This is a genomic window from Rhodobacteraceae bacterium S2214, assembly GCA_025141675.1.
GTDB lineage: Bacteria > Pseudomonadota > Alphaproteobacteria > Rhodobacterales > Rhodobacteraceae > Yoonia.
This window is the reverse complement of sequence record CP081161.1, coordinates 92,788-117,582: the sequence shown is the minus strand read 5'-3', so window position 1 is coordinate 117,582 and position 24,795 is coordinate 92,788. Positions and strand designations below refer to the sequence as shown.

The window sequence follows — 24,795 nt, the reverse complement described above, 5'->3', positions numbered from 1 at the left end:
TCTAAATGCCCCGCAGTGCAAAGGCGGCGATCATCATGCCGCTGATGTAAAAGAGAATTCCCATGCCTTGATACCAAGGGGTTCGCCCTTCAGGGTCGCGCAGCAGCACCTGCATGGCACCTATTTGAATGCCCAGCATGGCGACGACACCAAGCGCGTGGAACGGTTGATCCCAGATGATCAGCAACGCGATCACAGCGACTTGGGGCGCGACCATAACGATACAGGCGATCCGCGCAGCTTTGTCTGCGCCCAACATCACAGGCAGCGATGAAAGACCCATCTGGCGATCGCCGCGAATGGCCTTGAAATCGTTCAGCGTCATGATCCCATGCGCGCCGATCCCGTAGAGCAGTGCGATCAGCAGTACCGGCCCGCTTGGGGCACCAGCGGACATAACCGCAGCCCCCGTGACCCAAGGCAACGTTTCGTAGGCAAGCCCGCACAATCCGGGGCCCCAGACGCCGGACTTCTTCGCCCGAATAGGCTCTGCGGAATATGCCCATGCAGCGATAACCGCGAGGATCGTTGCGCCAAACCCCCAAGGCCCCAGGAGTGACCCGACCCAAAGTGATAGAACCGTCATAAAAAGGGCGATCCACAGGCCCCACGTTCCGGGGATGCGTCCGGACGGAATGGGGCGATCCGGTTCATTGATCGCGTCCACGAAACGGTCGCACCAATCATTCGCGGCTTGGGACATGCCGCACACGATTGGACCAGCAAGCACAATGCCCAAGATTACCAGACCCCAATGCCCCGAAGGAACCGCGCCTGCGGACACAACACCGCACAGGTAAGCCCACATAGGCGGAAACCATGTGACGGGTTTGATCAGTTGCAACACCGCGCGGGGCTGCGGGTATCGCCGTGTGGGCGAGATCTGTAAGGTGGTTGTGACGCTCATGTGTCAATTAAAGTGGACATATTGAGTCTATGCAAGTGTAAATTGAAGTTTACACATGTCGCCCGCAACGCGTCCTTGGTCCAGCCTGCTTGATCGCAAAGCGATTTGTGGACACAGTGGGACGTCACTGTTTTAGGTTTTGTCATGTCTCGTTCTACATCACCGACTGCGTTTTTCTTCCATGCGGATGCGATCGAAGGCGATGGGCGCGACCTTGTTGGTCGCCGATCTGCGGGACAATCGTTTCTGCGCGGCTACCTTGATCATGCGGCTGACAATCCGGTGCGTGTTTTGGCGCAAACGAAACGCGATATTGAAACGTTTCAGACCGTCGCACGCAATATGGGGTCGCAAAGCGATATTGACGGGCTGACGTTACGCGGACGCGATGACTTTGCCCGTTTTGGCACCGTCTTTTTTCCGGGTCCGGGCTATCTTGATGCGGCGTGGCGCAGGCAACATCTGGATGTATCGGCCTGTTCGCTCGTGGGGATCACGCATACGGTGTCGACCAAGCGGGTGATGGACAGCCTGTTTCATCTGATGTTGCAGCCGATCAAACCGTGGGATGCGCTGATTTGCACATCGCGTGCCGTGCAATCAGTGGTGCAAACGCAATTGGATCAGCAGGTCGATTACATCAAAGCGCATTTTGGCGCGTCGCGCGTGACAGTCCCACAGTTGCCAGTGATCCCGCTGGGCATTCATGCGGCGGATTTTGCAAATGAACCTGACGCAAGGGCAACGCTCCGCGATACGTACGGTGCAACCGAAGACACCGTCGTCGTCATGTCGATGGGCCGCCTGACAGTCGTGGAAAAGGCGAACCCGATCCCGTTATTCATGGCCTTGGAAGAGATCGCGCAGACGACGGGCAAGGACATCCAGTTCTGGCTTGTCGGCTGGGCCAGCACGCCGGATGAACACCAATTGCACGTGGATGGTGCGGCTGCCTTTTGTCCGTCCGTCACGGTGCACATCATTGATGGCCGCGATGCGGACATTCGTCGGACGATCTGGTCCGGTGCGGACATCTTCACGCTGCCTGTTGATAACATCCAAGAAACCTTTGGCCTCGTTCCTGTCGAAGCGATGGCCGCTGGTCTGCCCGTGGTGATGCCAGATTGGGACGGGTTCCGCGACACGGTGGTGGACGGTGAAACCGGATTTCTGATCCCGACGATGATGGCTCCGGCCAGCGGGATTGGCCGTGATATCGCACGGCGTTTCGCGAATGGCACCGATGGATACTTGCAATATCTGATGATGATCGAACAACAGACGGTTATCGATATGCGTTCCTATGTGACGGCATTGACCGCATTGATCCTGAACCCGGATTTACGGCAGCGGATGGGACAAGCAGGGGTAAGGCATGTGCGATCAAATCTGGATTGGACAAATGTTGTGCCGCGCTACCAAGAACTCGCCGACGAACTGGCGCAAATGCGCGGGGCTGCGGGCGCTGACGATGCAGGCACGCGATCCACCAATCCAACAGAGATTGATCCATTCGCGCTTTACGCCAGTTATCCAACACAATCGGCGCAGCCGACCGTCACGGTCACCCATCGCAAACCATTGACCGCCGAGACTTTGCATTTGCTGGATAGCTTGAACGGGCGTCATCTGTACCGCCGACGTTTGCTCCCCGATGTCCAAACCCTGCGGATTGCGGAACTGGTGGCGCAGGCGGAGACAACTGATGCGGCTCAGGTGGCGCTACAGGCGGGTGTTTCGTTGCCCGCGACGCTTGGAACGCTTTTGTTTCTGGCGAAATACGATTTCCTTACCATTGACGGCTTAGAACAAAATAACGCCCGAATTGGGTGATACCCACCCGTCTAAGCTGCAAAAAGTAGCATTGAAGAGCAGTAAAAGGGACAGCACATGCAGTTGTCAGTGAATTTTGAAAATACTCGCGGAACAGAACCGGGGTCTGGACCTGTGCAGGTCGGGTGGTTTCTGACCACTCAAAAGGGCGGCATCATTTACGATCCGCCGACCCGTGTCCGATCCGCCGACGTGAACAAGAAGCACGCGAAATCCGCGTCGCGTTGTCCGGCTGTGATCAATCTGGAAAGCCGGTATTTCGCGGTCAAATGTCCCTTCGACATCAACATCGGTTTTGCGCGCGACAAAGACGGCAAACCTGTGCTGCGTAATCTGTCTGGCGAAGCAAGCGCCGTGCGGGCCAGCAAACTTGGCCAAAAGCTGCACATCACGAATGAAGTCGAATGGCGTTACCCCGGCGTGCCGTCAATCCAGTTGGAATTGCCCTACGTCTTTATCGCGGATGAACCGGTTTACATGTCGCAGGTTGCGCCGTTCATGCATTACGCCAAAGAACCGCTACCCGGCACGATCTTCGGTGGGCGGTTCCCGATAAATGTCTGGCCGCGTCCGCTGATGTGGGCGTTTGAATGGCACGACACCAGCAAACCGATCAAAATCAACCGCGGTGATCCGTTGTTTTACGCTACTTTTGAAACGATGCCGCAGGACCGCAGCGTTGTCGTGTCAGAGGTCGAAGTCACTCCAGAACTCACCGACTACATGGAACTGATTTCGGGTGCGGTGAATTACGTGAACCAGACGTTTTCGCTGTTCGAAGCGGCAGAGGCGCGACGCCCTGAAACGCTCGTGAAGCCCATCAAACGCAAGTCGGGCGGTTAAGCAACTATGGCGTCCCGCGTTCTAACAAAAGACCAAGCAGCATTACGTCGTGCGGCTCACAAGGCGCATACCGATGGCGCGCCCGATGCCGTGCAGGCCTATGCGGCCTATCTTGCGCAGGTGCCTGAAGATGGGCCCTTTTGGTCAAATCTGGGCGCGTTGTTCCGTAAGCAAGGCCAGTATCATCAAGCGTTGCGTGCCCAAGCACGGGCGCAACGTTATGCGCCGAACGACGTTGGCCTGCGGAACAATTACGCCAATATTCTTAGCGATTTAGGTCACTACAACAGGTCCATAGCAGCGCGCCGTTGGATTTTGGAACAGCGGCCAGATGATGCAAACCAAAAGGCCATGATCGGGCGGTGCTTGCGCGGTCAGGGTGACTATCGGGGGGCGATTGATTACCTTTCCAGCGTTATTCCGGATCATCCGGACGACACCGAATTGCAAATGCAGCTGGCATTCGCGCAATTGGGCGCTGGATTATACAATGAAGCTTTCGACACGTATCGGGCCCGTTGGAATACGGATGAACTGACGCCGCGCAAGATACCGTTCCCTGAATGGGCGGGTGAACCGTTGCAGGGCAAAACAATCCTTGTGCTGCCGGAACAGGGGTTTGGCGACGCTATATTGTTCATGCGGTTTTTACCTGCGCTCAAGGCGCTGGGCGCGACCGTCTGGGTTCTGGCTGAAAAACCGGTCTACCCGCTATTCAAAGACCTTGAAACTGCGGATTGGGTCGGAACGACTTTGCCACCAAATGCTGCGGTCGATTGCTGGATCAATCTGATGGACATGGCCCGCGTCCATTTCGCTGATACAAACGATGTGCCTGCGCCCACGCGTTTAGCAATTCCAGACGATGCAAATGAACGGGCTGCCGCAATCGTTGCCCCGTTCAAAGACGTGATGAAAGTCGGTGTCGTTTGGACCGGTTCTGTGACGTACAAAGGCAATGGTTTTCGGTCCTTTTCACACACCGAATTCCTGCCGCTGGCGGATATCCCCGGTGTGCAATTGTTTTCGCTCTACAAAGGTCCTGAATTGGCCAAGTTTCATGCGGACGGAAGTGACGCGTTCATCGTGGATACGGCCGCAACGGAACGTAACTTTGGTGATAGCGCCGCGATGATGCAACAAATGGATCTGGTCATCAGCTCCGATACGGCCACAGCACATCTGGCGGGTAGCCTCGGCGTCCCCACTTGGACCATCCTGCATTGGGACCCGTTCTGGGTGTGGCGACACGCAGGGGATACGACGGACTGGTATCCGGGAATGCGGCTTTTCCGTCAGGGCAAAGCCTTAGAATGGACCGATGTATTGGCAGAGGTCGGCACCGCGCTACGTGCCAGAATTGGAGACCGCGCATGAACGATATTTTAGTACCAATCGCCCCCGGCGAACTGATTGATAAACTCACAATTCTGCAGCTGAAGTCGGAAAACATAACCGATCCGGAAAAGTTGGCTCATGTTCGGCACGAATTTGATGCTCTGCAAGGCGTCGCTGACAGCGCCTTGCCGCCTTCGGATGCGCTTCAACAGCTTTGGGAACGCCTGTATCAGATCAACGCGGACTTGTGGGTCATTGAAGACGATATCCGTGAATTCGAAGGGCGCGGCGACTTTGGACCCGGCTTTGTGGCGCTGGCGCGGTCCGTCTATGTGACAAACGATGAACGGGCGGCCATCAAGAAAGAAATCAATCTTCTTCTGGGGTCCGCAATCGTGGAAGAGAAATCCTATTATTCGCCATCGGAAAACGCATGATTTCTCAGCGACGTATGGATGAAATCCGCCGTGAACTGCTCAAGGCGCAATCCGAGATCAGCCAAGCGCTGAAATCAGAAAAGACCCGCAAACGCGCTGATCTCAATCGCAAGGCCCATGAAATCCGGCAAATGCTGACGCCCGCCTACGCGTTCATGTCGCAGGCCGGACAAGACGTCGTCGTGGATCGTCATTTTCGCCAGAAACGGGGCGGAACCTTTGTTGATGTTGGTGGATACGATGGCGTGACGGGGTCCAATACGGTTTTTCTCGAACAATGGCGCGGTTGGACTGGCGTTTTGGTCGAACCGGTTGCCGCGAATCTGGAACGGGCCAAAGCGGCACGCAGTTGCCCTTGTCTGGGGTATGCAGTCGCCGATCAGGAAGGAACGGCCGAATTTATCACCGTTACCGAAGGTTTTACGCAAATGAGTGGTTTATCGCATAGCTACGACGAAGCGATGCTGAAACGCGTCCGCGACAACCCTCGCCACAAAGAAACCACAATTGAAGTCCCGACAAAGCCGCTTGCAGCGATCCTGATTGAGGCTGGTATCACTGATCCAGACTTCGTGTCGCTTGATATCGAAGGTGGCGAACTGGCTGCTTTGCAAAGCTTTCCCTTTGCGGATCACCGCGTCGGCATGTGGTCGATCGAAAACAACACCGGCACTCGCGAGATTGTCGAACTGATGCGGGAACACAATTATGACTTAATCGATTTCTGCGGCCCAGACGAGATTTACGCACTGCGCAAGAACTAAGAATCTCATAAAAATCAGTATTTAAGGCTCTCTTTACGCGCCGCACCCTTATTGGCTGCAAGTCAACAAAAGGGTGCACAAAATGAGCGCAGCAGCAGGCGATAACCGTCCGATCATCATTAAGAAGAAGAAGGTCATTCAAGGCGGCGGTCATCACGGCGGTGCATGGAAAGTAGCCTATGCCGACTTCGTGACCGCGATGATGGCGTTCTTCATGTTGATGTGGCTGCTCAACGCATCCAGCGAACAACAACGCGCTGGGCTGGCCGATTATTTTGCCCCGACCGTGACGATCAACAAAACCTCTGGTGGCGGTGATGGCATGTTCGGTGGCGACAGCACAACTTCTCAAGACAACCTGCAAAAAGACGGGGAAGGCGCCAGTATGCGGCATTCCGGCGAAGAGATTAATTCAGCCGAAACCCCTGACGAAGCGCAAGCAGGCGGCGAAGAGCAGGCGATGGTCAAAGCGCTTGAAAACCTTGAAGAAGAACTGATGGGGCGCGGTGGCGAAAGCATCATTGCAGAACTCGCCTTGCGTCACATTGTGACACGTCAAACTGATGAAGGTTTGGTGATTGAATTCTATGACCTGCCCGATGCGTCATTATTTGTAGAAGGCACGGACGAACCGATGCCTGTGGCCTATGACATCGCCAAAATCCTCGCGGACATCATCCCAATCGTTGATAATCCGCTCGCAATCCAAGGCCATGTGCGGACCCAACCCATTGTTGTGCGTGATAATTCGGTCTGGGAATTGTCGACGTCACGGGCGACGAAGATGCGCGAACTACTCGAAGCGGATGGGTACAATCCGCAAAAAATCATGCGGACCACCGGTGAAGCGGACCGTGATCCCGTCGCCGATGACCGTACCGATGTCCGAAACAACCGGATCGAAATCATCGTTCTCAGAAGTGATATCTAAAATTTGCGGCATTAGGGGGGCGTTAAGGGGAAATCGGATAGGCGTGAAAGGAAGCAGTCATTCCTGAAGCAGAAAGGCCCCGATATGACGATTTCCTCTTCCCTCAACGCTGGTGTTGCGGGGTTATCCGCCAATGCCACGCGTTTGGCCACAATTTCGGACAACATCGCGAATTCTTCGACGTTTGGGTATAAACGGGCCGTAACTGATTTTCAGTCTTTGGTGATCTCTGACAGCAATAGCCGTTACACTGCGGGTGGCGTGCGCACCACGACCGGGCGTTTGGTGGATGAGCGGGGATCGCTGGTGTCGACATCGAACTCCACAGACTTGGCGGTACGTGGTCGGGGCATGTTGCCTGTAACAACAGAAGCGTCAGTTCAGGTTGGAAACGGTGAAAATCCGCTATTGCTCGCGACAACAGGGTCATTCAGGGCTGATGAAGAAGGATATTTGCGCAGTCCCGCGGGTCTTGTCCTGCTGGGATGGGCCGCAAATGCAGATGGCACGATCCCGACGCAACCGCGCGATTCCGTGGACGGGCTTGAACCGATCAAGATTAACAGCAACCAATTCGCGGGCGAACCAACGACCGAAGTTGACCTTGCCGTAAATCTTCCCGCGACATCTACAGAAGCAGGGTCGACCACGGGCGCTGAAACGTTATCGATCGAATACTTTGATAATCTCGGCAAGTCGGCAAACCTGACCATGACATTCAGCCCGACGGTGCCCGCAACAGGCACGGCGAACGAATGGCAGCTGCAGATTTTCGATTCGGCTTCTGGCGGTACGCTTGTTGGCGACTACCAGTTAGACTTTGATCCTTCGCGCGCGGGCGGTGGTACGCTACTCAATGTGACCGACAACCTTGGGACCGCGCCCTATGATCCCGCAACGGGGTCGGTGACGCTTGCAGTCGCCGGTGGGCCGCTAGAATTGACTGTCGGAACATTGGGCAGCGCGACTGGCTTGACCCAATTGTCTGACACCTTTGCACCTACGTCCATTTCCAAAAACGGGTCCGCCGTTGGTAGCCTGACTGCAATTGATGTGGACGCAAACGGGTTCGTGCGGGCGTCCTTCGACAGCGGTATCAATCGGGTCTTGTATCAGGTGCCACTTGTGGATGTGTCCAACGTGAACGGATTGGAAGCGTTGGATCAACAAAGCTATCGGGTGTCCCCGGACAGCGGCAGTTTCTTCCTTTGGGACGCGGGGGACGGGCCAACCGGTGATGTCGTCAGCTTCGCGCGCGAAGAATCGGCCACGGATGTTGCAGGCGAACTGACGCAATTGATTCAGACCCAGCGGGCCTATTCGTCAAACGCAAAGGTCATCCAGACCGTGGACGAAATGCTGCAAGAAACCACAAATATTAAACGCTAACCCTTCCTTGAAAGGATGAAGACATGGCTATTTCCAGCGCCTTTAACATCGCATCTGGTGGTTTAACCGCCTCTGCACGCATGGCAGAAGTCGTGTCTTCCAATCTGTCGAATGCTTTGACCGACGGATATGGAAAGCGTGAACTGACGCTTTCGTCGGGCATCCTAGGGGGCGTCAAAATAGATGGAGTTTCACGTCTTGTGGACGCAGGCGCTCTGCGGGAACGGCGTAATGCAGAAGCTGATGTTGGGGCTCAGCAACGCGGCGCGACGGCGTTATCGCAACTAGAGCAAGCATTTGGACCTGTAGGTGACCCAAGTGGTGTCGCAGGCCGCATCGCTGCTCTGGAACAATCGTTGATCAGCGCCAGCAGCAACCCTGCGTCTGAACAGCGTCTTCAAACTGTGTTGTCGCGTCTCGAAGACGTGACCACTGCGATGCGATCGGATTCTGACGCGATCCAAACACAGCGCCAGGACGCTGACAAAGCCATCGCATCTGATGTTGAAACACTCAATACGACTCTCAAACAGGTCGAAAAACTGAATGCAGATGTCACCCGGTTGATTGGGTCGGGGAATGATCCTTCTGCAGCGATTGATGCGCGCCAGACTGCGATTGATAAAATCACCTCCATTGTCCCCCTCACTGAAATTGATCGGGGGCGTGGCCAAGTGGCGCTTTATACAAAAAGCGGCGTTGCGCTTATTGATGGATCGCCCGCGACTTTTGGTTTCTCTCCGGTCGGGACGATCGTCGCGGACATGACTTTGGCGTCAGGGGCTTTGGCTGGGGTTTCTCTCAATGGCGATCCTCTTGATCTCGGAAACGGATACGGACGGATGAAAGGTGGCTCTCTAGAAGCAGCTTTTGTTTTGAGGGATCAGACTTTGACTGGACTTCAAACTGGTCTGGACGAAATGGCTGCCGACTTGATCCAACGATTTGAATCTCCATCAACGGACCCAACATTAACTGTCGGTGACCCGGGTCTTTTCACGGATCGGGGTGCTGCCTTCGATCCACTGGACATCGGTGGGCTTGCGGCGCGCTTGACCGTAAACACGAACATTGAGCCGGCGCAGGGCGGTGCGCTCTCGCGCTTGCGCGATGGCGTGAATGCGACCGTTTTGGGTCCAGTCGGCAACAACGCTCAGATCGACAGTTGGCTGGGTGCGTTACAAGATCCCGTCGCGCTTATCGGCGGGGGAACAGCGCGCAGCGCCGTTGGTCACGCAAGTGATCACATCAATACCGTGGGGCGTCTACGTTTGGATGCAGAAGAAACCCTTGGCTTCGAAACGGCCCGATTCGACAGCCTCAAAACAGCAGAGCTCGCCGGTGGTGTCGACAGTGATCAAGAACTCCAAAATCTCTTGAGAATAGAACAATCCTACGCGGCAAATGCACGTGTATTGCAAACGCTTGACGCCATGATGTCACGCTTAATGGAGATTTAAAATGAACTACGCATCTCTCGGCGATGGCGTCCGTCATTTCCAACAAGTGCGCCAAAATCTGTCCATCAAAACGAACCTCAATACCCTCGTGAATGAGCTAAGCAGCGGTGAGAAAAGCGACAAGGTGAAAGCCACAAACGGAGATTCATCCCGCTTCAGTGCAATCGACAACCGTTTGAAAGTCCTTTCGTCGCAAGCCTTTGTTGCGAAGGAAACCCAACTTACGCTTTCTGCGATGCAAACCGCTCTAAACAATTTTGATGCGCAGCGCGGCGCGCTTGCTGATCAGCTATTGCCGATCACGCCTGACAGTCCCGATTTTCAAGTCACACAAGCCGCTGCGGCAGGACGTTCCCGCCTGGACGGATTGGTCAGTACATTGAACACCAAACTCGGTGACGATAGCCTATTTGCAGGAACGGCCTTTGATCAGGCAGCCTTGACGTCGTCTGATGCGATGTTAGCGGACATATTTACACAAATCGGGGCGGCAACGGACACCGCGACGATACTATCCACCGTGGACACGTGGTTCGACGACCCGGCGGGCGGCTTTGCCGCCCTTGGTTACACTGGCGATACGGGTGCGCAGCAGCAAAAACGATTGGATGGCGACAGTAAAATTGCGATCGAAGCTAGAGCAGACGACGACGGCATCAAGTCTGTGCTGAAAGGCGCCGTTATTGCCGCCCTTGTTGACGACATCCCGGGGCTCGACAAGTCGGTCAAGGTTAGCTTGTTGTTTGAAGCGGGACTTCAATTGCAATCCGCCGCAAGTGACGTCGCGGGAATTCAAGGGCGTCTGGGGTACGCAGAAGAAGAAGTCGAAAGGATTTCGGTGGCACAAAGTGCAGAGCAAGCCGCGCTAAATATTGCCCGTAATCTAATCACGCAGGCAGACCCATATGATACTGCTTCCGAATTACAGGCAGTACAGCTGCAACTTGAAACACACTATGCAATGACGGCGCGCCTGTCGCGGCTAAGTCTGTCGGAGTATTTACGTTGATCTTCCTCAAGCACATTCTGATTATGTCATTTTGTATATTCGTGCCTGTTGCTACTGCGGCCACGCCTATCAGGTTGAAAGATTTGGTAGAATTCGATGGTGTACGATCGAACGATTTGTTGGGCTATGGCTTGGTCGTTGGTTTGAATGGGACGGGAGATGGCTTGCGAAACGCGCCGTTTACCGAAGACATTATGACGAACATCCTGGAACGGCTTGGCGTCAATGTTACAGGTGAACAGTTCCGGCCAAAGAATGTCGCCGCAGTTCTCGTCACCGCAAGTCTTCCGCCATTTGCACGGGCCGGCAGTCCGATGGATGTGACTGTGTCTGCAATTGGGGACGCGACAAGCCTTCTTGGTGGGACTTTGATCATGACGCCATTGAATGCGGCTGATGGCGAGATCTACGCGGTTGCCCAAGGTACAATTATTGCGGGGGGCGTGACCGCCGAGGGACAAGGTGCGCGTGTAACGCAGGGCGTCCCGACAGCGGGGGTCGTTCCGTCCGGGGCTATTATCGAACGAGAAGTTGATTTCGATTTCGCGGGGCTCACCAGTTTACGTCTTGCGCTCCGAACGCCGGATTTTACGACAGCTGCCCGCATCGAACAGGCGATCAACGCGACTTTTGGGAATCCCGTGGCTGTCATGCTGGATGCGGGAACCGTCCGGATTGATATTGCAGGTACGCATGCAAGGTCGCCCGCACACGCTTTGGGACGTATCGAGAATGTAATGGTCGAACCTGAACGGCGTGCGCGTGTGGTCGTTGACCAAAGATCAGGTACGATCGTAATGGGAGATGACGTTAGGATCAGTCGTGTCGCTGTCAGTCAGGGTGGATTGACGCTACGAATTGAAGAAGCACCACTGGTCTCGCAACCAAATCCGTTTTCGCCAGGTGAGACCGTTGTTGTCCCGCGCACAAATGCTGGGATCGAAGAAGAGCCGGGTATTGGGCTTGCAGAGATTCGTGAAGGCACTTCACTAAGCGAAGTCGTGGCAGGTCTAAATGCGTTGGGCGTTGCGCCACGCGACATGATCGACATCCTAAAAAGCATTAAGGCCAGCGGAGCCTTGCACGCTGAATTTATTGTCCGCTAGTTTCGCGTAAGCAGCTAGAAGGCCCGAAATACCAATGCAATTGCGCCAATTGGCGGGTCATTTTACCGATTGTCGAACGCGACAGGCCCTGCGTTAACTTGCCCTGTTCCAACTTGAATAGCGCTAGTCGTTTGGAACGGACCACCTTGGACGCGTTCGCCCAAAAAAGACCTGAGACTACAGGCTACCCATGTGTTTCTCACCGCGCAACCGCGCCAAAGCCACCTGTTTCTGTCTTTCGCGGAAACGTTCTTTATCGTCTTCCGATTTTTCATTGAAGCACTGGTGGCACGACACCCCTTCTTCGTATTCGGCGCGGTTCTTATCTTCAGGCAGAATCGGGCGGCGGCATGCATAACAGAGCATATGTGGGCCTTCTTCTAACCCGTGCCCGACGCTAACCCGCGCGTCAAAAACAAAACACTCTCCGTCCCAAGTGCTTTCTTCTTTAGGGACTTCTTCAAGGTATTTTAGGATTCCGCCTTTAAGGTGGTAAACATCTTCCACACCTTGACCAATCAGGAAATTTGTAGACTTTTCACACCGAATGCCGCCCGTGCAGAACATCGCGATTTTCTTGTTATGAAAGCGTTCCTTGTTTTCTTCCCACCATGCTGGAAATTCACCGAAGCTTTTTGTTTCAGGGTCAATGGCACCTTCAAACGTTCCAATGCCCACTTCGTAATCGTTACGTGTATCAATGACAGCGACATCTGGTGACGTGATCAACGCGTTCCAATCTGAAGGATCGACGTAGTGGCCGGTGCCCGCCAGCGGGTCGACATCGGGTTGGCCCATGGTCACAATCTCGCGCTTGAGACGGACCTTCATCCGATTGAAAGGCGGCGTGTCAGATAGGCTTTCTTTATGCTCAAGATCGGCGCAACCAGACAGACCGCGCAAATGTGTGAGCACGGCATCGATGCCAGCACGGGTTCCGGCAATCGTGCCGTTGACCCCTTCATGGGCCAGCAACAATGTGCCGCCGATTCCGTGCGTCTTGCACAATTCCAACAATGGTTCACGCAACGCCTTGGGATCAGCGAAACGGGTGAAGTGATATAGGGCAGCGACGATATACATAGCTTTGAATTACGCCTGTCCAGCGCAAGGGGCAAGAGCACGCATGCCGAAACGCCGTATGTCATTCAAAGCGTTAACAATAAGACCTTAGCGCCGTCCGTCAGCTGCGGCGGCCGCGATGGCCAGACCACTTGCAACGGCTGTAAATGCTTCGGAATCAACAAAACGCGCATCGGGGAACAGGCCCTGCATTTCGTCGCGGACGACATGCATCAAGCTTGACCCACCCACGAAGACAACGCTGTTTATTTTGTCCGGCGTGATGTCGGCGCGTTGGAGCGTTTCGATCGCGCATTGTCGGATCGCTGCGCCATGGTCCGACAGCGTATCGCGTAGAAGCGTGTTGGTCATTTTGGCCCGCAGATTGGGTTCCAGTACGGATAGATCGATCGCCGCGTCTGACGCGTCGGGCTTGTTCACCATGATCTTGCCGCGTTCCACGGCGAATGCGATGTCGTGTCCCAATTCCAGATCCAGCGTGTCGTAAAGCCGCTGAAACAACGCTTTGTCGATACCCTGCTTTGCAAAAACCGTCGCCATCCTGCGGGTTTCGGCGTTGTATTGAAACGGAATTTTCTCCCAACTGGCCAAGTCGTTATAGATTGCATTGGGGGCAATGTAGGTGCCCGGTCCCATATCATTACGGATTTCTGCACCGCGCCCCAGCAGTGGCATCACACGCGCAAGGCTGATTGACTTGTCAAAATCCGTTCCGCCAACACGGACGCCATGGGACGCGATGATATTGGTTTCATCGTTTTCGCGCGTGAAGATCGAAAAATCGGACGTCCCACCGCCGATATCTACAATCAGCCCAAGACCTTTGGTCGTTCCCGCGGCAAGCGCTGCGGCCTCTGGTTCGAACAAGAACTCAACGCTATCAAAGCCTGCGATCCCGTATGCTTCGCGCAGGTCTACCAGGGCTTGCTCATTGCGGGCGGCATCTTTGGAATGAAACAAAACAGGGCGACCTGACACTGCATGCTTTAACGACAATCCGGTCGCGGTTTCGGCACGTTCGCGGATCGTGCGTAGAAAACGCGCGACCACCTCAATCAAGGTCAGTGTTTCATAGGCAACTTGACGGCGTTCACGCATCAACGGTGTGCCGAGTACCGATTTCAACGCACGCATGAAACGGCCTTCGCGCCCGTCGATCAGCGCGGCATTGGCGGCGGACCCGTAGGTCGTCACCTTGCGTTGTGTGTCGAAAAACACCGATGTAGGCAGCGTCGTTTGCCCCGGTTCGACTTCAATCAGATAAGGGCGATCACCCGCCATCACACCTGCAGCGGTGTTGGAGGTGCCAAAATCAATGCCAAGTGTTTGGGGAAACATGTGCCGCTCCATTGCCGAAAAACGCGGCGATAAATCAATCAACGTGGACTGCCAAGCCCTGTTGGTCTTGTACGTCGAAAAATTGAAAGGCATGTTCGCCTCATGATTGATTTCGACCCACAAAGAACGGTCCGCTCTATGCGACGCGTTATGATTAACGGCGGACCGGGGTCAGGAAAAAGCACGCTTGCTCGCGCGCTGGGACAGGCGACTGATCTCCCTGTTTTTCATATGGATCAGATACATCACATGCCCGGCTGGGTGCCACGACCGCTGTCCGAAAAGGTTAAGCTGGCCAATGAAATTGAAGCAAAAGACGCTTGGATTTTTGAAGGGGGGATGTCTGCGACTTATGACAATCGCGCCGCCAATGCCGATACGCTGGTTTGGATCGACTTGCCCGTTGGCCTTCGGTTCTGGCGGGTTTTGAAGCGTCTGGTCACGTCTTACGGCAAAACGCGCCCCGATTCCGCACCAAACTGTCCCGAACGGATTGATCGCGACACAGCCGCCTTTTGGAAATGGATCTGGGATACGCGCAAATCCCATCGGGTGCGCCTGTTGCGCCTGATCGCCGAACATCCCCATTTGACCGTCATTCACCTGAAAAGCCGTCGGGCTGTGGGTGACTTTTTTGTTCAAATCGGTCAAAATCCGCGCAAGTTTTAAAGGAATAGCCATGCAAGCCCTCATCGTGATCGACGTACAAAATGATTTTTGCCCGGGTGGTGCGCTCGCCGTGGCCGAAGGCGACCTTATCGTGCCCGGTATCAATGCGCTGATGCAGGATTTCGGCGCGGTTATCTTGACGCAAGATTGGCACCCCGCAGGCCATTCGTCCTTTGCTTCGACGCACGACGCGGCCCCGATGAGCATGATGGACATGCCTTACGGCCCCCAAGTGTTGTGGCCGGATCACTGTATTCAGGGCACCGACGGCGCCGCGTTTCATAAGGATTTGAACACGAATGCGGCGGATATGATCATTCGCAAAGGATATAATCCAGCCATCGACAGCTATTCTGCGTTTTTTGAAAACGACCATGAAACGCCAACAGGTCTGCACGGGTATCTGCAAACACGTGGCATCAATGATCTTGTGATGGTTGGCCTTGCGACTGATTTTTGCGTGAATTTCTCTGCGGTTGATGCGGCGCAGCTTGGTTACAAGGTCACAGTGAACACGTCGCTTTGCCGTGCGATCGACTTTGACGGGTCCTTGGATGCCGCAAAGTCCGGGATGGAAAAGGCTGGCGTCACTCTGTTGTGACTTGCTTTTAATGGGCTGACCTAGGGTACACTGCTGACAACCGCATCGCAGCAGGAGCCCAGAATGAAACATATCCAAAAGCTAGCCGCGCTTATGGCCGTCATAGCTGGCCCTGCCGCCGCCGCTGACGAAGGGACACGTGTCCAAATCACCGGCGAAATAATGGATACGTGGTGCTATTTTTCGGGCGTGATGGGTGGTCCTGACGCCGTCGTTGGCACCGCGCACCACACCTGCGCCTTGTGGTGTTCGGCGGGTGGGATTCCGGTTGGTTTGCTCGGCGATGATGGCACCGTCTACATGGTTCTCAAGATCGAAGACGACGACGAAAGCGCGGGTGGCGACACCCAACTGCGCCTTGCCAGTCACACGGTCACGGCGGACGGGATGCTGTATGAACGTGATGGCCTGAATTATTTGGTGGTCGAAGAAGTCGTCGAAGACTTTGATATCCAAGTCTTTAATGCCGAAGGCTACGGAACGGTTCCGCCTTTCGCCATTCCGGAAGGGGATCGTTAAGATGTGGAAACCTATACTCGCTCTGAACATGTTCCTCGCGGCGCCGGCATTGGCGCAAGATGTCAATTTCGAAGAAGGATCAGAAGCACGATCTTGGAACCTATATGCCGAATATCCAGCGCGTTTCGAAGCAACGGTCGTCGATCTGTTGTGCGAGGTCGCGGGGCAATGCACGGACAACTGCGGTGATGGACGACGCCAGTTAGGTCTGCTGCGTAGCGTTGATGGTGTCTTGGTCTACCCAAACAAAAACAGTCAAACCGTCTTTTCCGGTGCGACTGTCGAACTGTTGCCCTACTGCGGTCAAGACGTCGAAGTTGACGGTTTGGAACTGTACGATGAAGACTTGGGTGCGGTGAACATCTACCTCGTCCAGAAAATCCGGCGGGTTGGCGAAGACGAATGGGTCACGGCGAATAACTGGACGAAAAACTGGGCGGAAGAAAATCCAGATGCTGCAGGACGGGGCCCGTGGTTCCGTCGTGATCCGCGCGTCTTATCTGAAATTGCAGCTGAAGGGTATTTTGGTCTTGGCATTGCCGAAGATGAAGCCCTGAAAGATGTGGTATTCCCAGAATGAATCGTCTCGCCATCTTATTTGCGCTGATGCCCATGTTGGCGTCCGGTCAGGGGCTGCCGTTTTTGGTCGGCGGTGCTTACGAGCTGACGGATCAAAATGGTGCGCAGCGCACACATATTGACCCCAACGGGCACGCCCAATTATTGTTCTTCGGTTATGCGAATTGCTTGCAGATCTGTTCGTCAGTGCTGCCGCAAATGGCTGATATCACGGATGAACTGGCGACAGATGGACACATCGTTCGCCCAATCATGATCACCGTTGATCCAGAAATAGACACTGTCGATACACTGGGTCCTGCGCTCACGACGTACCACGACGCATTCGTCGGCTTGACCGGCACCGAAGCTGAACTGCAGGTGGCCTACGACGCCTTTTCGGTGGAAAAAGAGTTCCTGTTCGATGACCCCGAATACGGGCCGGTCTACGCGCATGGCAGCTTCATCTACCTGCTCGATGGCGATGGAACGACACTGACGTTGATCCCACCGGTGCTTTCGGATGACGAAATCATCGCGATAATTTCAAAGTATATAGGCTAATTCATGGACAGACGTGCGTTTCTTGGGGGCGGGGCTTTGGTCCTTTTATCTGCCGGTGGTTTTGTTGCCGCCGACGGGCAAAATTTGTTTTATTCCGCCATTACCGAAGATTTCCCGGGGGGTATCCTTACAGCCCCAGAAGCGTTTGATCAGACCGCGCGCGGTGAAATCACGCTGATCGATATCCGCCGTCCTGATGAATGGGCGCGGACCGGATCGGGGGAAGGCGCACACCGGATTGATCTACGCGACGACGAATTTGCGGCGCGTGTCCAAGCAGCGGCTGGGGGCGATCTGAACGCGCCCGTTGCCTTGATTTGCGCCCGTGGCGTGCGGTCTGCGCGGGTATCGAACCAGCTGATCCAAGCCGGTTTCACCAACATTATAGACATTCCCGAGGGTATGTTAGGCTCCGCCGCAGGGCCGGGATGGATCGCGCGAGGATTGCCGCTTGTCACAGATAACTAAAGGCGCTGCAGCGCTGTGCTTGACGCTACTCGGGTCAACGGCACAGGCTGGGTGTGGCCCTGACCCCGATCCATGCGACGTGCCTTTGGGCACCTATCACATCGCGCTGCCCGACACCGCGGATGGTCCAATCCCCGCGCTGATGTTCTTGCACGGTGCTGGCGGGTCCGGCGCGGGGTCGACCCGGTCTGGCGGCATGGCCGATAATCTTAACAGTCGCGGTTACGCCGTCATTGGTCCCAACGGTTTGCAGCGAGAAAACGCTCGTTTCGGCCCCGGTTGGTCGTTTCACCCCGACCGTCCGCAACAACGCGATGAAATGGCGTTTCTGCTGCAAGTCGCTGAAGATGCAGCTTCGCGGTTTGGGGTGGATCGCGATGCGATCGTCCTTGGTGGGTTTTCGATTGGCGGTTCAATGACCAGCTATATCGCTTGTGACGATCCGACCGCGTTTGCGGCCTATGCGCCCGTTGGGGGTAGCTTTTGGCGCCCCCACCCAGTTGATTGCGCTGGACCGGTTCAACTGCTGCATACGCATGGCTGGAAAGACAAAACCGTGCCGCTAGAAGGCCGCCCGTTGGGGAATGGCACTATCCTGCAAGGGGATGTTTGGCATGCAATGGGTCTGTGGCGTGCGGAAAATGGGTGCGATGGGCTGCGGGCCGACACCTTTGACACGTCAGGTGATTTTTGGGTGCGAACTTGGGAAGAATGCGATGCAGGCACAGCGCTTGAATTCGTCTTGCATCCCGGCGGCCACGGTATTCCGCGCGGCTGGTCAACCTACATGCTAGACTGGTTCGAAGCGCTGTCGGATTAGCCTATTCAGCGGCGATGCCATTTTCAGGCGTCGCCAGCACAGCTGCAAAACGCTGCCGTTCCGCCATTGCCACGCGAATAATGCGCGGGGCATTCAGGTGCTCGGGCGTCCCCATTTGCCGACCAGACCAGCCTTTCGCGCCAAGGTTCACACCGCTCAGCGCCGACAGCGGCACAGCGCCAATCAGGCTGATCGCAATCGGCAAAAGCCAGAGCGTGACCAGACCTTGGGTCATGCCCGCGATCATCGCGGCCCCCATGATCGTTTCAACGATGTGGAACTTGATCATCACGCCAAGGCTATATGTGCCGCCCCGTCGTTGCTGTGGGTTCCACTTTTCCTGATATCCGATCGCTGTGCGAAGGACCGCAATCGTCTGCTGCACCATCATGATTGGCGCGTACAAAATCGACAGCATGATCTCGGCGATCAGAGACCCCAAAAACTGGAATACCCCACCCATATCGCGCATTGTGATGCCCGAGCGTGATGCCGCAGCGGCGCTCATCAGTTTGGGGGCCAGCAGCATACCATACATAAATGCCAAGATCGCGAGCGAATTTGCGGTCGACATAACCGGCCAGCTCACCTGAGGATCAAAGCCTGAAAAATAGCGGATCGCGTTTGTTTCTTGGCCATTGCCGATCAAAGCCCACACCAGCAGCAGGGCAAACCATGCAGGCGACATCAGGTAGCCCATCGCGCCGCTAATCAAATGAAACCGCGACACGGCGTGAAAACCACGGGATCCTAACAAACCAAGGTGTTGCAGGTTCCCCTGACACCAGCGGCGGTCGCGTAGGACATAGTCAATCAACGTCGCTGGGACTTCTTCATATGACCCGCCGATGCGCGGCAAGAACCGAACAGACCAGCCAGCACGGCGCAGCAGCCCCGCTTCGATAAAGTCGTGGGAAAGGATCAAGCGCCCGTTGCCCTTACGGTTTTTCACCTTTGGCAGACCGGCGCAGGACGCAAACGCGGCAGATCGGATGATCGCATTATGCCCCCAGTAGTTGCCTTCTCGGTCGGTCCATTTGGCCAAACCTTCGGCCAACGCAGCGCCATAAACGCGGTTCGAAAACTGTTGAACTCGCCCGAAAACGGATTGTGCGCCGAACAATGTCGGGAACGATTGGATCAACCCAGCCGAAGGATCACACGCTAACGCATCGGTCAGGCCGATAATCGCTTCGCCAGCCATCAAACTGTCGGCGTCCAGCACCAACATGGCGTCATACGCGCCGCCCCAGTTTTCGACCCAGTCGGCCAGATTGCCAACTTTGCGATCCACGTTCTCGATACGGCGGCGATAAAAGACTTCGCTACCAAGGCCCATTTGGGCCCGCAGTGCCAAAAACGCGCGTTCTTCTTGGTCCGCGATCACGGGGTCACGCGTGTCAGACAGGATAAACAAATCAAAGCTATGAACGTGTTGTTGTTCATCCAAAGCCTGCAACATCGCGGCCGCATTGCCGAACACGTCCGCGGTGTCTTCGTTGTAAACAGGGATCAGCAAGGCGACCTTCATCGCGGGCACTGGACCGTCATGCGCAATACGCGGGCGCGCCCACAGCAAATTCGCCACACCAAGAAACGACGTGCTGACCGACAGTGCAATCCAGAAGAAGGTGAAGGCGATCAGGGCGATCACAACCCCTTCAAAGGCCGAAAACCCGTCCATCGCGAACCAGTCCGTGAAGGCGGCGATCAACGCGCAAGTTGCTGCGATTGCTGGCAAAAACGTTGCTGCCCGCCACCAGACCGTACGTGATTTTGCCGTGCCCTGCGCAGGGGCGGTCGCATCCCGATAGGGCTGGTCCAGTGACTGGATCGGCATCGCACGCGCAGCTTCGGATGGCATCCATCCGGCTTGGTTTTGGCGGTCTAGATCGTCCATCTATAAAGCCATACCTCGCTGACAGGGGTTCCGTTCACATGCATTTGCGCCCGCATTTCCACGGCTTGCGCATCGCCCGGCAATAGCGAAAAGGCAAGCCGTACGCCGCCAGTGCCAGGATTGCGCTGCAATATGCCTGGCGAAATCTCTCCGGTATTTGATCTGATCGTCAGACTAACCTCGTCCAGATCGTCAGGCAGATCCGGGTGATCGGTAAAATCGATGGCAAAGACGGTTTTGACCTGATCGAACCCCTTACCAACGCGGGTGTTCGTCACGCGCGCCACCTCTGGCAGACCTGTCGGCTCATCGCCCCACGCCATCGTATAGCTGAACCGATGCTCGGACCCCGTCATCAACGGTTCCGACGGGCGCCAGTACGCGACGATGTTGTCGTAGATTTCCTTGTCCGCTGGAATTTCGACAAGTTCCACGACGCCTTTCCCCCAACCTTCTTTTGGCGTGATCCACAAAGACGGACGGCCCTCGTAATGCGCTTCAAGATCGGCGTAGTCATCTGCAGTCCGGTTCCGCTGCATCAGACCAAAGCCCTGCGGGTCCATATCGGTGAAAGACGACACTTGTACGCGAGTCGGGTTCGCCAACGGCCGCCATATCTTTTCGCCGTTACCGTTCAGGATCAGCAAACCTTCGCTGTCATGCACGGCGGGACGGAAATCATCAAAACGGTTCCGGTTCGTTTCATCAAACAAGAACATTGACGTCAGCGGGCCGACCCCGACATGCATCAGATCAACACGCGGAAACAGCGTTGCGTCAACGTCCATGACGGTCGGTTCACCAACGTCACCATGACCAATGCGGAACGTGTAGGCACCAGTCGTAGACGGCCCATCCAGCAGGGCATGCACGACATATTCGGTATCGCCGGGCTTCGCGGCTTCGATCCAGAATTTCGTGAAATCTGGAAATTCTTCGCCATTCGGATCGCCCGTGCGCAAGGCAAGACCACGCGCGGATAGTCCGTAAGTTTGACCGTTCCCGATCGCACGGAAATAGGACGCACCTTGGAACACGACGAATTCTTCAAAAATATCAGGTCTGTTCAGCGCAGCACGCAGCCGGAACCCAGAATAACCCATCGTATCGCCAATCGGCAGATCGGGGAATTCGTCGGTGGTATCAAACAGGTTAATGTCAAAACCGAGCGTCTTGGCCATACCGTCTTCGACAAGGTTCACCTGCGCGGGACGCGGGACATAAAGGCCAGCGTTAAACAGGTCCATTTTCAGCGGACGATCCTCATCGACCCAGATACCGTTACGCGGATCGAACCAGATGTGGGCAAACTGATCATAGGTCAGATCAAGCCATTCCTGCGGGATTTGCGGCACAGGTTCATATGCAGATTGGGCCAGCGTACGGGCCATTTCGACGACAGTGTCGGGCGTGAATGGGGCCTCTGCGATCACCAATTCAGGCTTCGCCCATGCGGGACAAGCGGCGGCAGCGGCCATGCTGGCAAGAAGAGCGCGTCGTGAAATCATCCTGTTGCAGACTTTCTCCAAGGTTGGCTTTTGAACCAAGCGGCGGTGTAGGCGATGAACACTAAGAAGGCCCATCCAAGAATATTTCCGGCAGCGACCATCGTGTGTGACTTGAAGGCCGTGACATCATCAGCCGTCGTTCCTGTTTCAGTAAAGATCGCCCCTACAAAAATCGAGAGCATCATCGACACGATAAACACGGCAAGCGATTGTTGGCCGACTTTCGTCAGCAACGCGATGAGTGTTTCGCCGATCCTTGCCAACACGTTGCGGCCCGTGATGATCAAACGCCGTCCACCATCGCCAGCGACCGCATAGGCGAGGTACGCAAGCGCCAGAAAATGTGTGTAACGGCCAAGACCGAAATCGGTTTTTGTCACCAAATGCGGATTGGCACGGCGCCAATCACCGGCCCAGCTAAATCCCCATTCGCGTATTGCGACATGCGATAGCGTCATCATGCCAAGCACGATAATCGCAGCGATCGTCACCAGCACGGCATTCACTGGTGGGCGTGGAATCCAGCCGCGCACCAGCGCGAAACCTGTGAAAAACACTAATTGCCATGCGAACGGGTTAAAAAACCACGGCCTATCGCTCGTCAAAGAGGCGGGAAGGGATACGGCAAATTGTTCAATCCCAAGCATCATCATGATACGTGTTTGCGCGATAAACCAAAGGGCTGCACAGAACGCGAAAGCCAGCCCAACATGCACCGACGCCAACCCCATGACGATCGGCATCATCAGCAGGATGGCGATATACATCGGCAAAATGTCGAAATAGTTCGGCACATAGGTCAGGGTCAGCAGCCCGAACAGGTGGTCCTTGGTGTCGTTGAAAAACTGACCAAGATTCAAACTATTCACGTAGTTCTTTTCGAACCCGAAACTGTCGAGCGCGATCAGCATGAACGCCAAAGCGAAGAACAAACAGATATGCGCCCAATAGACCTGCCAACACCGGAAAAGCACCCGCGCGGTGCCCAAAACCCAGCCGCGACGGTCATAACTGCCGCCAAATGCAATGGCTGATGCCATGCCCGAACAGAACACGAAGATCTCTGTCGCGTCAGAAAACCCGAAACGACCGGGAATCCAGTCGCCCCAGAAATTTCCGGGCGTGTGCGACGTAAAAATGATCAACATCGCAATACCGCGATAAAAATCGAGCCGCGGATCGCGCACGCGTGGGGGCATTGAAGAAGAGGCAGTGGCCATCAAAGGGTGTCCTTGGATCCGGTTTTATTGGGCCGGAAAACGAGCAGCAACACCAGCGGCGGCACGGCCCTTTGAAATCAAGGACCGGCGTGCAGCGGCATAGCCATCTTCGTGGCCATTCCGACGCATCGTACGGGCGGCAAGGATGTCTTCGGCTTCGTCCAAGTAGCCAGCGCGAATACCACTGTCGATAGTTAATCGTTCAAAAACATCACGCTGGGCATGTGACCCACCGGCATCTTGCATGGTTTTGCGCGCACGGGCGAGATTGACGAAAGCTTTGTCGAACTCCGCCTCGCCAAAGGCCTCCAGCCCAACGGCCGCGGCAACGCCGGGGGCGGCCATAGCTTTTTGCATGTCGTTTTTGCTCTCGGATGCATCGCGGTGCAAACGTCCCAAAAGCGTCGTGATTTCGGTCTCGCGGTTGTCGCCAACAAGGGCGAGCATGTAGTGCAGATCAGCAAAGATCAGACAGCCATCTTCAGTCCGGTTCGCCGACAGATCAGCCAGTTCTTCCCAGCGATCACCGACATTAACCCCGTCCAATTCCAACCGAGACAGAAGCGACGTGGCGTTAGAAATATCGCGGTAGTCATCCGTTTTGTCCTGACGGATTTCACGGTCATACAGGTCCAAAACGGTTTCATGCTGGCCCAGATCCAAGTGCATCAACGCCTTGTGCCACCACACGTGGTAGCGGAAGTTGTTACAATGGGACCACGCGTTTTCACGCCCTGTCAGCCATTCGATCCCGCCTGCGGCATCCGCTGTCATATCATGCACGTGCGCAACGGCGTGCAAACCCCATGCATCGTCGGGTGAAATCAGCATACCTTCGCGACCAACCGATTTCGCGCGGGAATAATCGCCGGTCTCTTCCAGCGCAAAAGCGTAGCACCCCATCAGATAGCCGCGACCCGGATGATCAGGACCATAAGCAGGCATCACCTTTTCCAGCATCTGGCGCATGCCGACGTTATCGCCGACGACAAAACGTGTGGCGTGGTCAAGTTTGACGGCAAGAATATCGTCCGGTGCGGCAGCAATGATCGCTTCAAAATGAACCAGCGCGGCTTTTGGCTGTCCAACAACCCAACAGGCCAATGCGTCAATGAAATGTTGTTCTCTGGTGCTGACCGGCGTGGCTTGCGCGGCGGCGCGGGCAGCGGCGAACGCTTCAATCGCGGTTTCCATCAACTCGCGGCGGCCCAAAAGCGTGTAGAACATTCCCTTCACGGCCTGCGCTAACGCAAAATCGGGTGCTGCCGTCAGCGCGTCACCCAAATGACCTGGCGTTGCAGCGCCGTGCGCCAAAAACGCCAATTGTGTCTTGTTCCACGCGTCCAAAGCGGGGCCCGCAGCCACAGTCGTTGTTTGGCCAAAAATATCCTGCGTCATGCGTTCGTCCCGTTCTACAAAAAGATACTACACGGACACGCCGCGCTTCTGTTAAGTCTGACATACAGGGTGTGCAGCAAGATTTAATCTCACAGACCCGTGAATAACGGACCTGTTATCTCGATGACAGCG

At 55.4% G+C, this 24,795-nt stretch carries 24 protein-coding genes; 17 read left to right on the top strand and 7 right to left on the bottom strand.

The window, feature by feature from the left end; all coding sequences use genetic code 11:
• Nucleotide 1: 1 nt before the first annotated feature.
• Nucleotides 2-907, bottom strand: a complete 906-nt coding sequence (gene chlG / locus K3729_00540) for a chlorophyll synthase ChlG (protein ID UWQ99323.1) — start codon at nucleotides 905-907, stop codon at nucleotides 2-4.
• 144 nt (nucleotides 908-1,051) lie between these two features.
• Between chlG and K3729_00535 the strand changes: the two genes are divergently transcribed.
• The 10 genes from K3729_00535 (at nucleotide 1,052) to K3729_00490 (ending at nucleotide 12,017) form a co-directional block, all read left to right on the top strand.
• Complete coding sequence (locus K3729_00535; GenBank protein ID UWQ99322.1) at nucleotides 1,052-2,740, top strand: glycosyltransferase family 4 protein; 1,689 nt, start codon at nucleotides 1,052-1,054, stop codon at nucleotides 2,738-2,740.
• A gap of 57 nt (nucleotides 2,741-2,797) precedes the next feature.
• Entirely contained in the window at nucleotides 2,798-3,583 is a 786-nt protein-coding gene (locus K3729_00530; protein UWQ99321.1) for a hypothetical protein, read from the top strand.
• A gap of 6 nt (nucleotides 3,584-3,589) precedes the next feature.
• The gene (locus K3729_00525) at nucleotides 3,590-4,960 is read left to right on the top strand and encodes a tetratricopeptide repeat-containing glycosyltransferase family protein (protein ID UWQ99320.1); all 1,371 of its coding nucleotides are present in this window, start codon (nucleotides 3,590-3,592) and stop codon (nucleotides 4,958-4,960) included.
• Nucleotides 4,957-5,358 (top strand): hypothetical protein, encoded by a 402-nt coding sequence (locus K3729_00520; protein UWQ99319.1) that lies wholly within the window; start codon nucleotides 4,957-4,959, stop codon nucleotides 5,356-5,358. Before K3729_00525 ends, K3729_00520 begins: the two co-directional genes overlap by 4 nt.
• 14 nt (nucleotides 5,359-5,372) lie before the next feature.
• Nucleotides 5,373-6,122: an FkbM family methyltransferase gene (locus K3729_00515; GenBank protein UWR00886.1), complete on the top strand. Its 750-nt coding sequence runs from the start codon at nucleotides 5,373-5,375 to the stop codon at nucleotides 6,120-6,122.
• Between the two features lie 82 nt (nucleotides 6,123-6,204).
• A complete protein-coding gene (locus K3729_00510) occupies nucleotides 6,205-7,053 on the top strand; it encodes an OmpA family protein (protein UWQ99318.1) in 849 nt (282 codons plus the stop codon).
• Between the two features lie 84 nt (nucleotides 7,054-7,137).
• Complete coding sequence (locus K3729_00505) at nucleotides 7,138-8,442, top strand: flagellar hook-basal body complex protein (GenBank protein UWQ99317.1); 1,305 nt, start codon at nucleotides 7,138-7,140, stop codon at nucleotides 8,440-8,442.
• 23 nt (nucleotides 8,443-8,465) lie between these two features.
• Nucleotides 8,466-9,902, top strand: a complete 1,437-nt coding sequence (gene flgK / locus K3729_00500) for a flagellar hook-associated protein FlgK (GenBank protein ID UWQ99316.1) — start codon at nucleotides 8,466-8,468, stop codon at nucleotides 9,900-9,902.
• Between the two features lies 1 nt (nucleotide 9,903).
• Nucleotides 9,904-10,911, top strand: coding sequence for a flagellar biosynthesis protein FlgL (locus K3729_00495; GenBank protein ID UWQ99315.1), 1,008 nt, complete (start codon nucleotides 9,904-9,906; stop codon nucleotides 10,909-10,911).
• Nucleotides 10,912-10,934: 23 nt separating this feature from the next.
• The gene (locus K3729_00490) at nucleotides 10,935-12,017 is read left to right on the top strand and encodes a flagellar basal body P-ring protein FlgI (GenBank protein UWQ99314.1); all 1,083 of its coding nucleotides are present in this window, start codon (nucleotides 10,935-10,937) and stop codon (nucleotides 12,015-12,017) included.
• 177 nt (nucleotides 12,018-12,194) lie between these two features.
• Here the strand turns inward: K3729_00490 and K3729_00485 are convergent, their stop codons facing one another.
• Both K3729_00485 and K3729_00480 read right to left on the bottom strand, forming a co-directional pair.
• Complete coding sequence (locus K3729_00485) at nucleotides 12,195-13,100, bottom strand: rhodanese-related sulfurtransferase (protein ID UWQ99313.1); 906 nt, start codon at nucleotides 13,098-13,100, stop codon at nucleotides 12,195-12,197.
• Between the two features lie 87 nt (nucleotides 13,101-13,187).
• Nucleotides 13,188-14,438, bottom strand: coding sequence for an Hsp70 family protein (locus K3729_00480; protein UWQ99312.1), 1,251 nt, complete (start codon nucleotides 14,436-14,438; stop codon nucleotides 13,188-13,190).
• A 138-nt stretch (nucleotides 14,439-14,576) separates the two neighbouring features.
• Between K3729_00480 and K3729_00475 the strand changes: the two genes are divergently transcribed.
• The 7 genes from K3729_00475 (at nucleotide 14,577) to K3729_00445 (ending at nucleotide 18,637) form a co-directional block, all read left to right on the top strand.
• Complete coding sequence (locus K3729_00475; protein UWQ99311.1) at nucleotides 14,577-15,107, top strand: AAA family ATPase; 531 nt, start codon at nucleotides 14,577-14,579, stop codon at nucleotides 15,105-15,107.
• 10 nt (nucleotides 15,108-15,117) lie between these two features.
• Nucleotides 15,118-15,708: a bifunctional nicotinamidase/pyrazinamidase gene (gene pncA / locus K3729_00470; protein UWQ99310.1), complete on the top strand. Its 591-nt coding sequence runs from the start codon at nucleotides 15,118-15,120 to the stop codon at nucleotides 15,706-15,708.
• A gap of 63 nt (nucleotides 15,709-15,771) precedes the next feature.
• Nucleotides 15,772-16,227: a hypothetical protein gene (locus K3729_00465; protein UWQ99309.1), complete on the top strand. Its 456-nt coding sequence runs from the start codon at nucleotides 15,772-15,774 to the stop codon at nucleotides 16,225-16,227.
• 1 nt (nucleotide 16,228) lies between these two features.
• Nucleotides 16,229-16,807 (top strand): hypothetical protein, encoded by a 579-nt coding sequence (locus tag K3729_00460; GenBank protein ID UWQ99308.1) that lies wholly within the window; start codon nucleotides 16,229-16,231, stop codon nucleotides 16,805-16,807.
• Nucleotides 16,804-17,349 carry an SCO family protein gene (locus K3729_00455; protein ID UWQ99307.1) on the top strand — a complete coding sequence of 182 codons (546 nt, stop codon included), beginning with the start codon at nucleotides 16,804-16,806 and terminating at the stop codon, nucleotides 17,347-17,349. Before K3729_00460 ends, K3729_00455 begins: the two co-directional genes overlap by 4 nt.
• A gap of 3 nt (nucleotides 17,350-17,352) precedes the next feature.
• Nucleotides 17,353-17,817 (top strand): rhodanese-like domain-containing protein, encoded by a 465-nt coding sequence (locus tag K3729_00450; protein UWQ99306.1) that lies wholly within the window; start codon nucleotides 17,353-17,355, stop codon nucleotides 17,815-17,817.
• Nucleotides 17,810-18,637, top strand: coding sequence for a polyhydroxybutyrate depolymerase (locus K3729_00445; protein UWR00885.1), 828 nt, complete (start codon nucleotides 17,810-17,812; stop codon nucleotides 18,635-18,637). Before K3729_00450 ends, K3729_00445 begins: the two co-directional genes overlap by 8 nt.
• Nucleotide 18,638: 1 nt before the next feature.
• On the opposite strand, the gene mdoH is transcribed toward K3729_00445, so the two are convergent.
• The 4 genes from mdoH to K3729_00425 are packed head-to-tail and all read right to left on the bottom strand — an operon-like array spanning nucleotide 18,639 to nucleotide 24,663.
• On the bottom strand, nucleotides 18,639-20,501 hold the full coding sequence (gene mdoH, locus K3729_00440) for a glucans biosynthesis glucosyltransferase MdoH (protein UWR00884.1): 1,863 nt from the start codon (nucleotides 20,499-20,501) through the stop codon (nucleotides 18,639-18,641).
• 23 nt (nucleotides 20,502-20,524) lie between these two features.
• The gene (locus K3729_00435; GenBank protein UWQ99305.1) at nucleotides 20,525-22,045 is read right to left on the bottom strand and encodes a glucan biosynthesis protein G; all 1,521 of its coding nucleotides are present in this window, start codon (nucleotides 22,043-22,045) and stop codon (nucleotides 20,525-20,527) included.
• The gene (locus tag K3729_00430) at nucleotides 22,042-23,265 is read right to left on the bottom strand and encodes an OpgC domain-containing protein (protein UWQ99304.1); all 1,224 of its coding nucleotides are present in this window, start codon (nucleotides 23,263-23,265) and stop codon (nucleotides 22,042-22,044) included. Before K3729_00430 ends, K3729_00435 begins: the two co-directional genes overlap by 4 nt.
• A 24-nt stretch (nucleotides 23,266-23,289) precedes the next feature.
• Nucleotides 23,290-24,663, bottom strand: coding sequence for a tetratricopeptide repeat protein (locus K3729_00425; protein ID UWQ99303.1), 1,374 nt, complete (start codon nucleotides 24,661-24,663; stop codon nucleotides 23,290-23,292).
• Between the last annotated feature and the right edge of the window lie 132 nt (nucleotides 24,664-24,795).

Excerpts from the sequence above, each read along its gene's own strand:
- K3729_00455 (UWQ99307.1), top strand. The coding sequence starts at position 16,804 with ATGAATCGTCTCGCCATCTTATTTGCGCTGATGCCCATGTTGGCGTCC.
- K3729_00485 (UWQ99313.1), bottom strand. The coding sequence starts at position 13,100 with ATGTATATCGTCGCTGCCCTATATCACTTCACCCGTTTCGCTGATCCC.
- K3729_00425 (UWQ99303.1), bottom strand. The coding sequence starts at position 24,663 with ATGACGCAGGATATTTTTGGCCAAACAACGACTGTGGCTGCGGGCCCC.
- K3729_00435 (UWQ99305.1), bottom strand. The coding sequence starts at position 22,045 with ATGATTTCACGACGCGCTCTTCTTGCCAGCATGGCCGCTGCCGCCGCT.
- pncA (UWQ99310.1), top strand. The coding sequence starts at position 15,118 with ATGCAAGCCCTCATCGTGATCGACGTACAAAATGATTTTTGCCCGGGT.
- K3729_00450 (UWQ99306.1), top strand. The coding sequence starts at position 17,353 with ATGGACAGACGTGCGTTTCTTGGGGGCGGGGCTTTGGTCCTTTTATCT.
- chlG (UWQ99323.1), bottom strand. The coding sequence starts at position 907 with ATGAGCGTCACAACCACCTTACAGATCTCGCCCACACGGCGATACCCG.
- K3729_00480 (UWQ99312.1), bottom strand. The coding sequence starts at position 14,438 with ATGTTTCCCCAAACACTTGGCATTGATTTTGGCACCTCCAACACCGCT.
- K3729_00430 (UWQ99304.1), bottom strand. The coding sequence starts at position 23,265 with ATGGCCACTGCCTCTTCTTCAATGCCCCCACGCGTGCGCGATCCGCGG.
- K3729_00535 (UWQ99322.1), top strand. The coding sequence starts at position 1,052 with ATGTCTCGTTCTACATCACCGACTGCGTTTTTCTTCCATGCGGATGCG.
- mdoH (UWR00884.1), bottom strand. The coding sequence starts at position 20,501 with ATGCCATCCGAAGCTGCGCGTGCGATGCCGATCCAGTCACTGGACCAG.
- K3729_00515 (UWR00886.1), top strand. The coding sequence starts at position 5,373 with ATGGATGAAATCCGCCGTGAACTGCTCAAGGCGCAATCCGAGATCAGC.
- flgK (UWQ99316.1), top strand. The coding sequence starts at position 8,466 with ATGGCTATTTCCAGCGCCTTTAACATCGCATCTGGTGGTTTAACCGCC.
- K3729_00490 (UWQ99314.1), top strand. The coding sequence starts at position 10,935 with ATGTCATTTTGTATATTCGTGCCTGTTGCTACTGCGGCCACGCCTATC.
- K3729_00460 (UWQ99308.1), top strand. The coding sequence starts at position 16,229 with ATGTGGAAACCTATACTCGCTCTGAACATGTTCCTCGCGGCGCCGGCA.
- K3729_00505 (UWQ99317.1), top strand. The coding sequence starts at position 7,138 with ATGACGATTTCCTCTTCCCTCAACGCTGGTGTTGCGGGGTTATCCGCC.
- K3729_00525 (UWQ99320.1), top strand. The coding sequence starts at position 3,590 with ATGGCGTCCCGCGTTCTAACAAAAGACCAAGCAGCATTACGTCGTGCG.
- K3729_00520 (UWQ99319.1), top strand. The coding sequence starts at position 4,957 with ATGAACGATATTTTAGTACCAATCGCCCCCGGCGAACTGATTGATAAA.
- K3729_00465 (UWQ99309.1), top strand. The coding sequence starts at position 15,772 with ATGAAACATATCCAAAAGCTAGCCGCGCTTATGGCCGTCATAGCTGGC.
- K3729_00530 (UWQ99321.1), top strand. The coding sequence starts at position 2,798 with ATGCAGTTGTCAGTGAATTTTGAAAATACTCGCGGAACAGAACCGGGG.
- K3729_00510 (UWQ99318.1), top strand. The coding sequence starts at position 6,205 with ATGAGCGCAGCAGCAGGCGATAACCGTCCGATCATCATTAAGAAGAAG.
- K3729_00475 (UWQ99311.1), top strand. The coding sequence starts at position 14,577 with ATGCGACGCGTTATGATTAACGGCGGACCGGGGTCAGGAAAAAGCACG.
- K3729_00495 (UWQ99315.1), top strand. The coding sequence starts at position 9,904 with ATGAACTACGCATCTCTCGGCGATGGCGTCCGTCATTTCCAACAAGTG.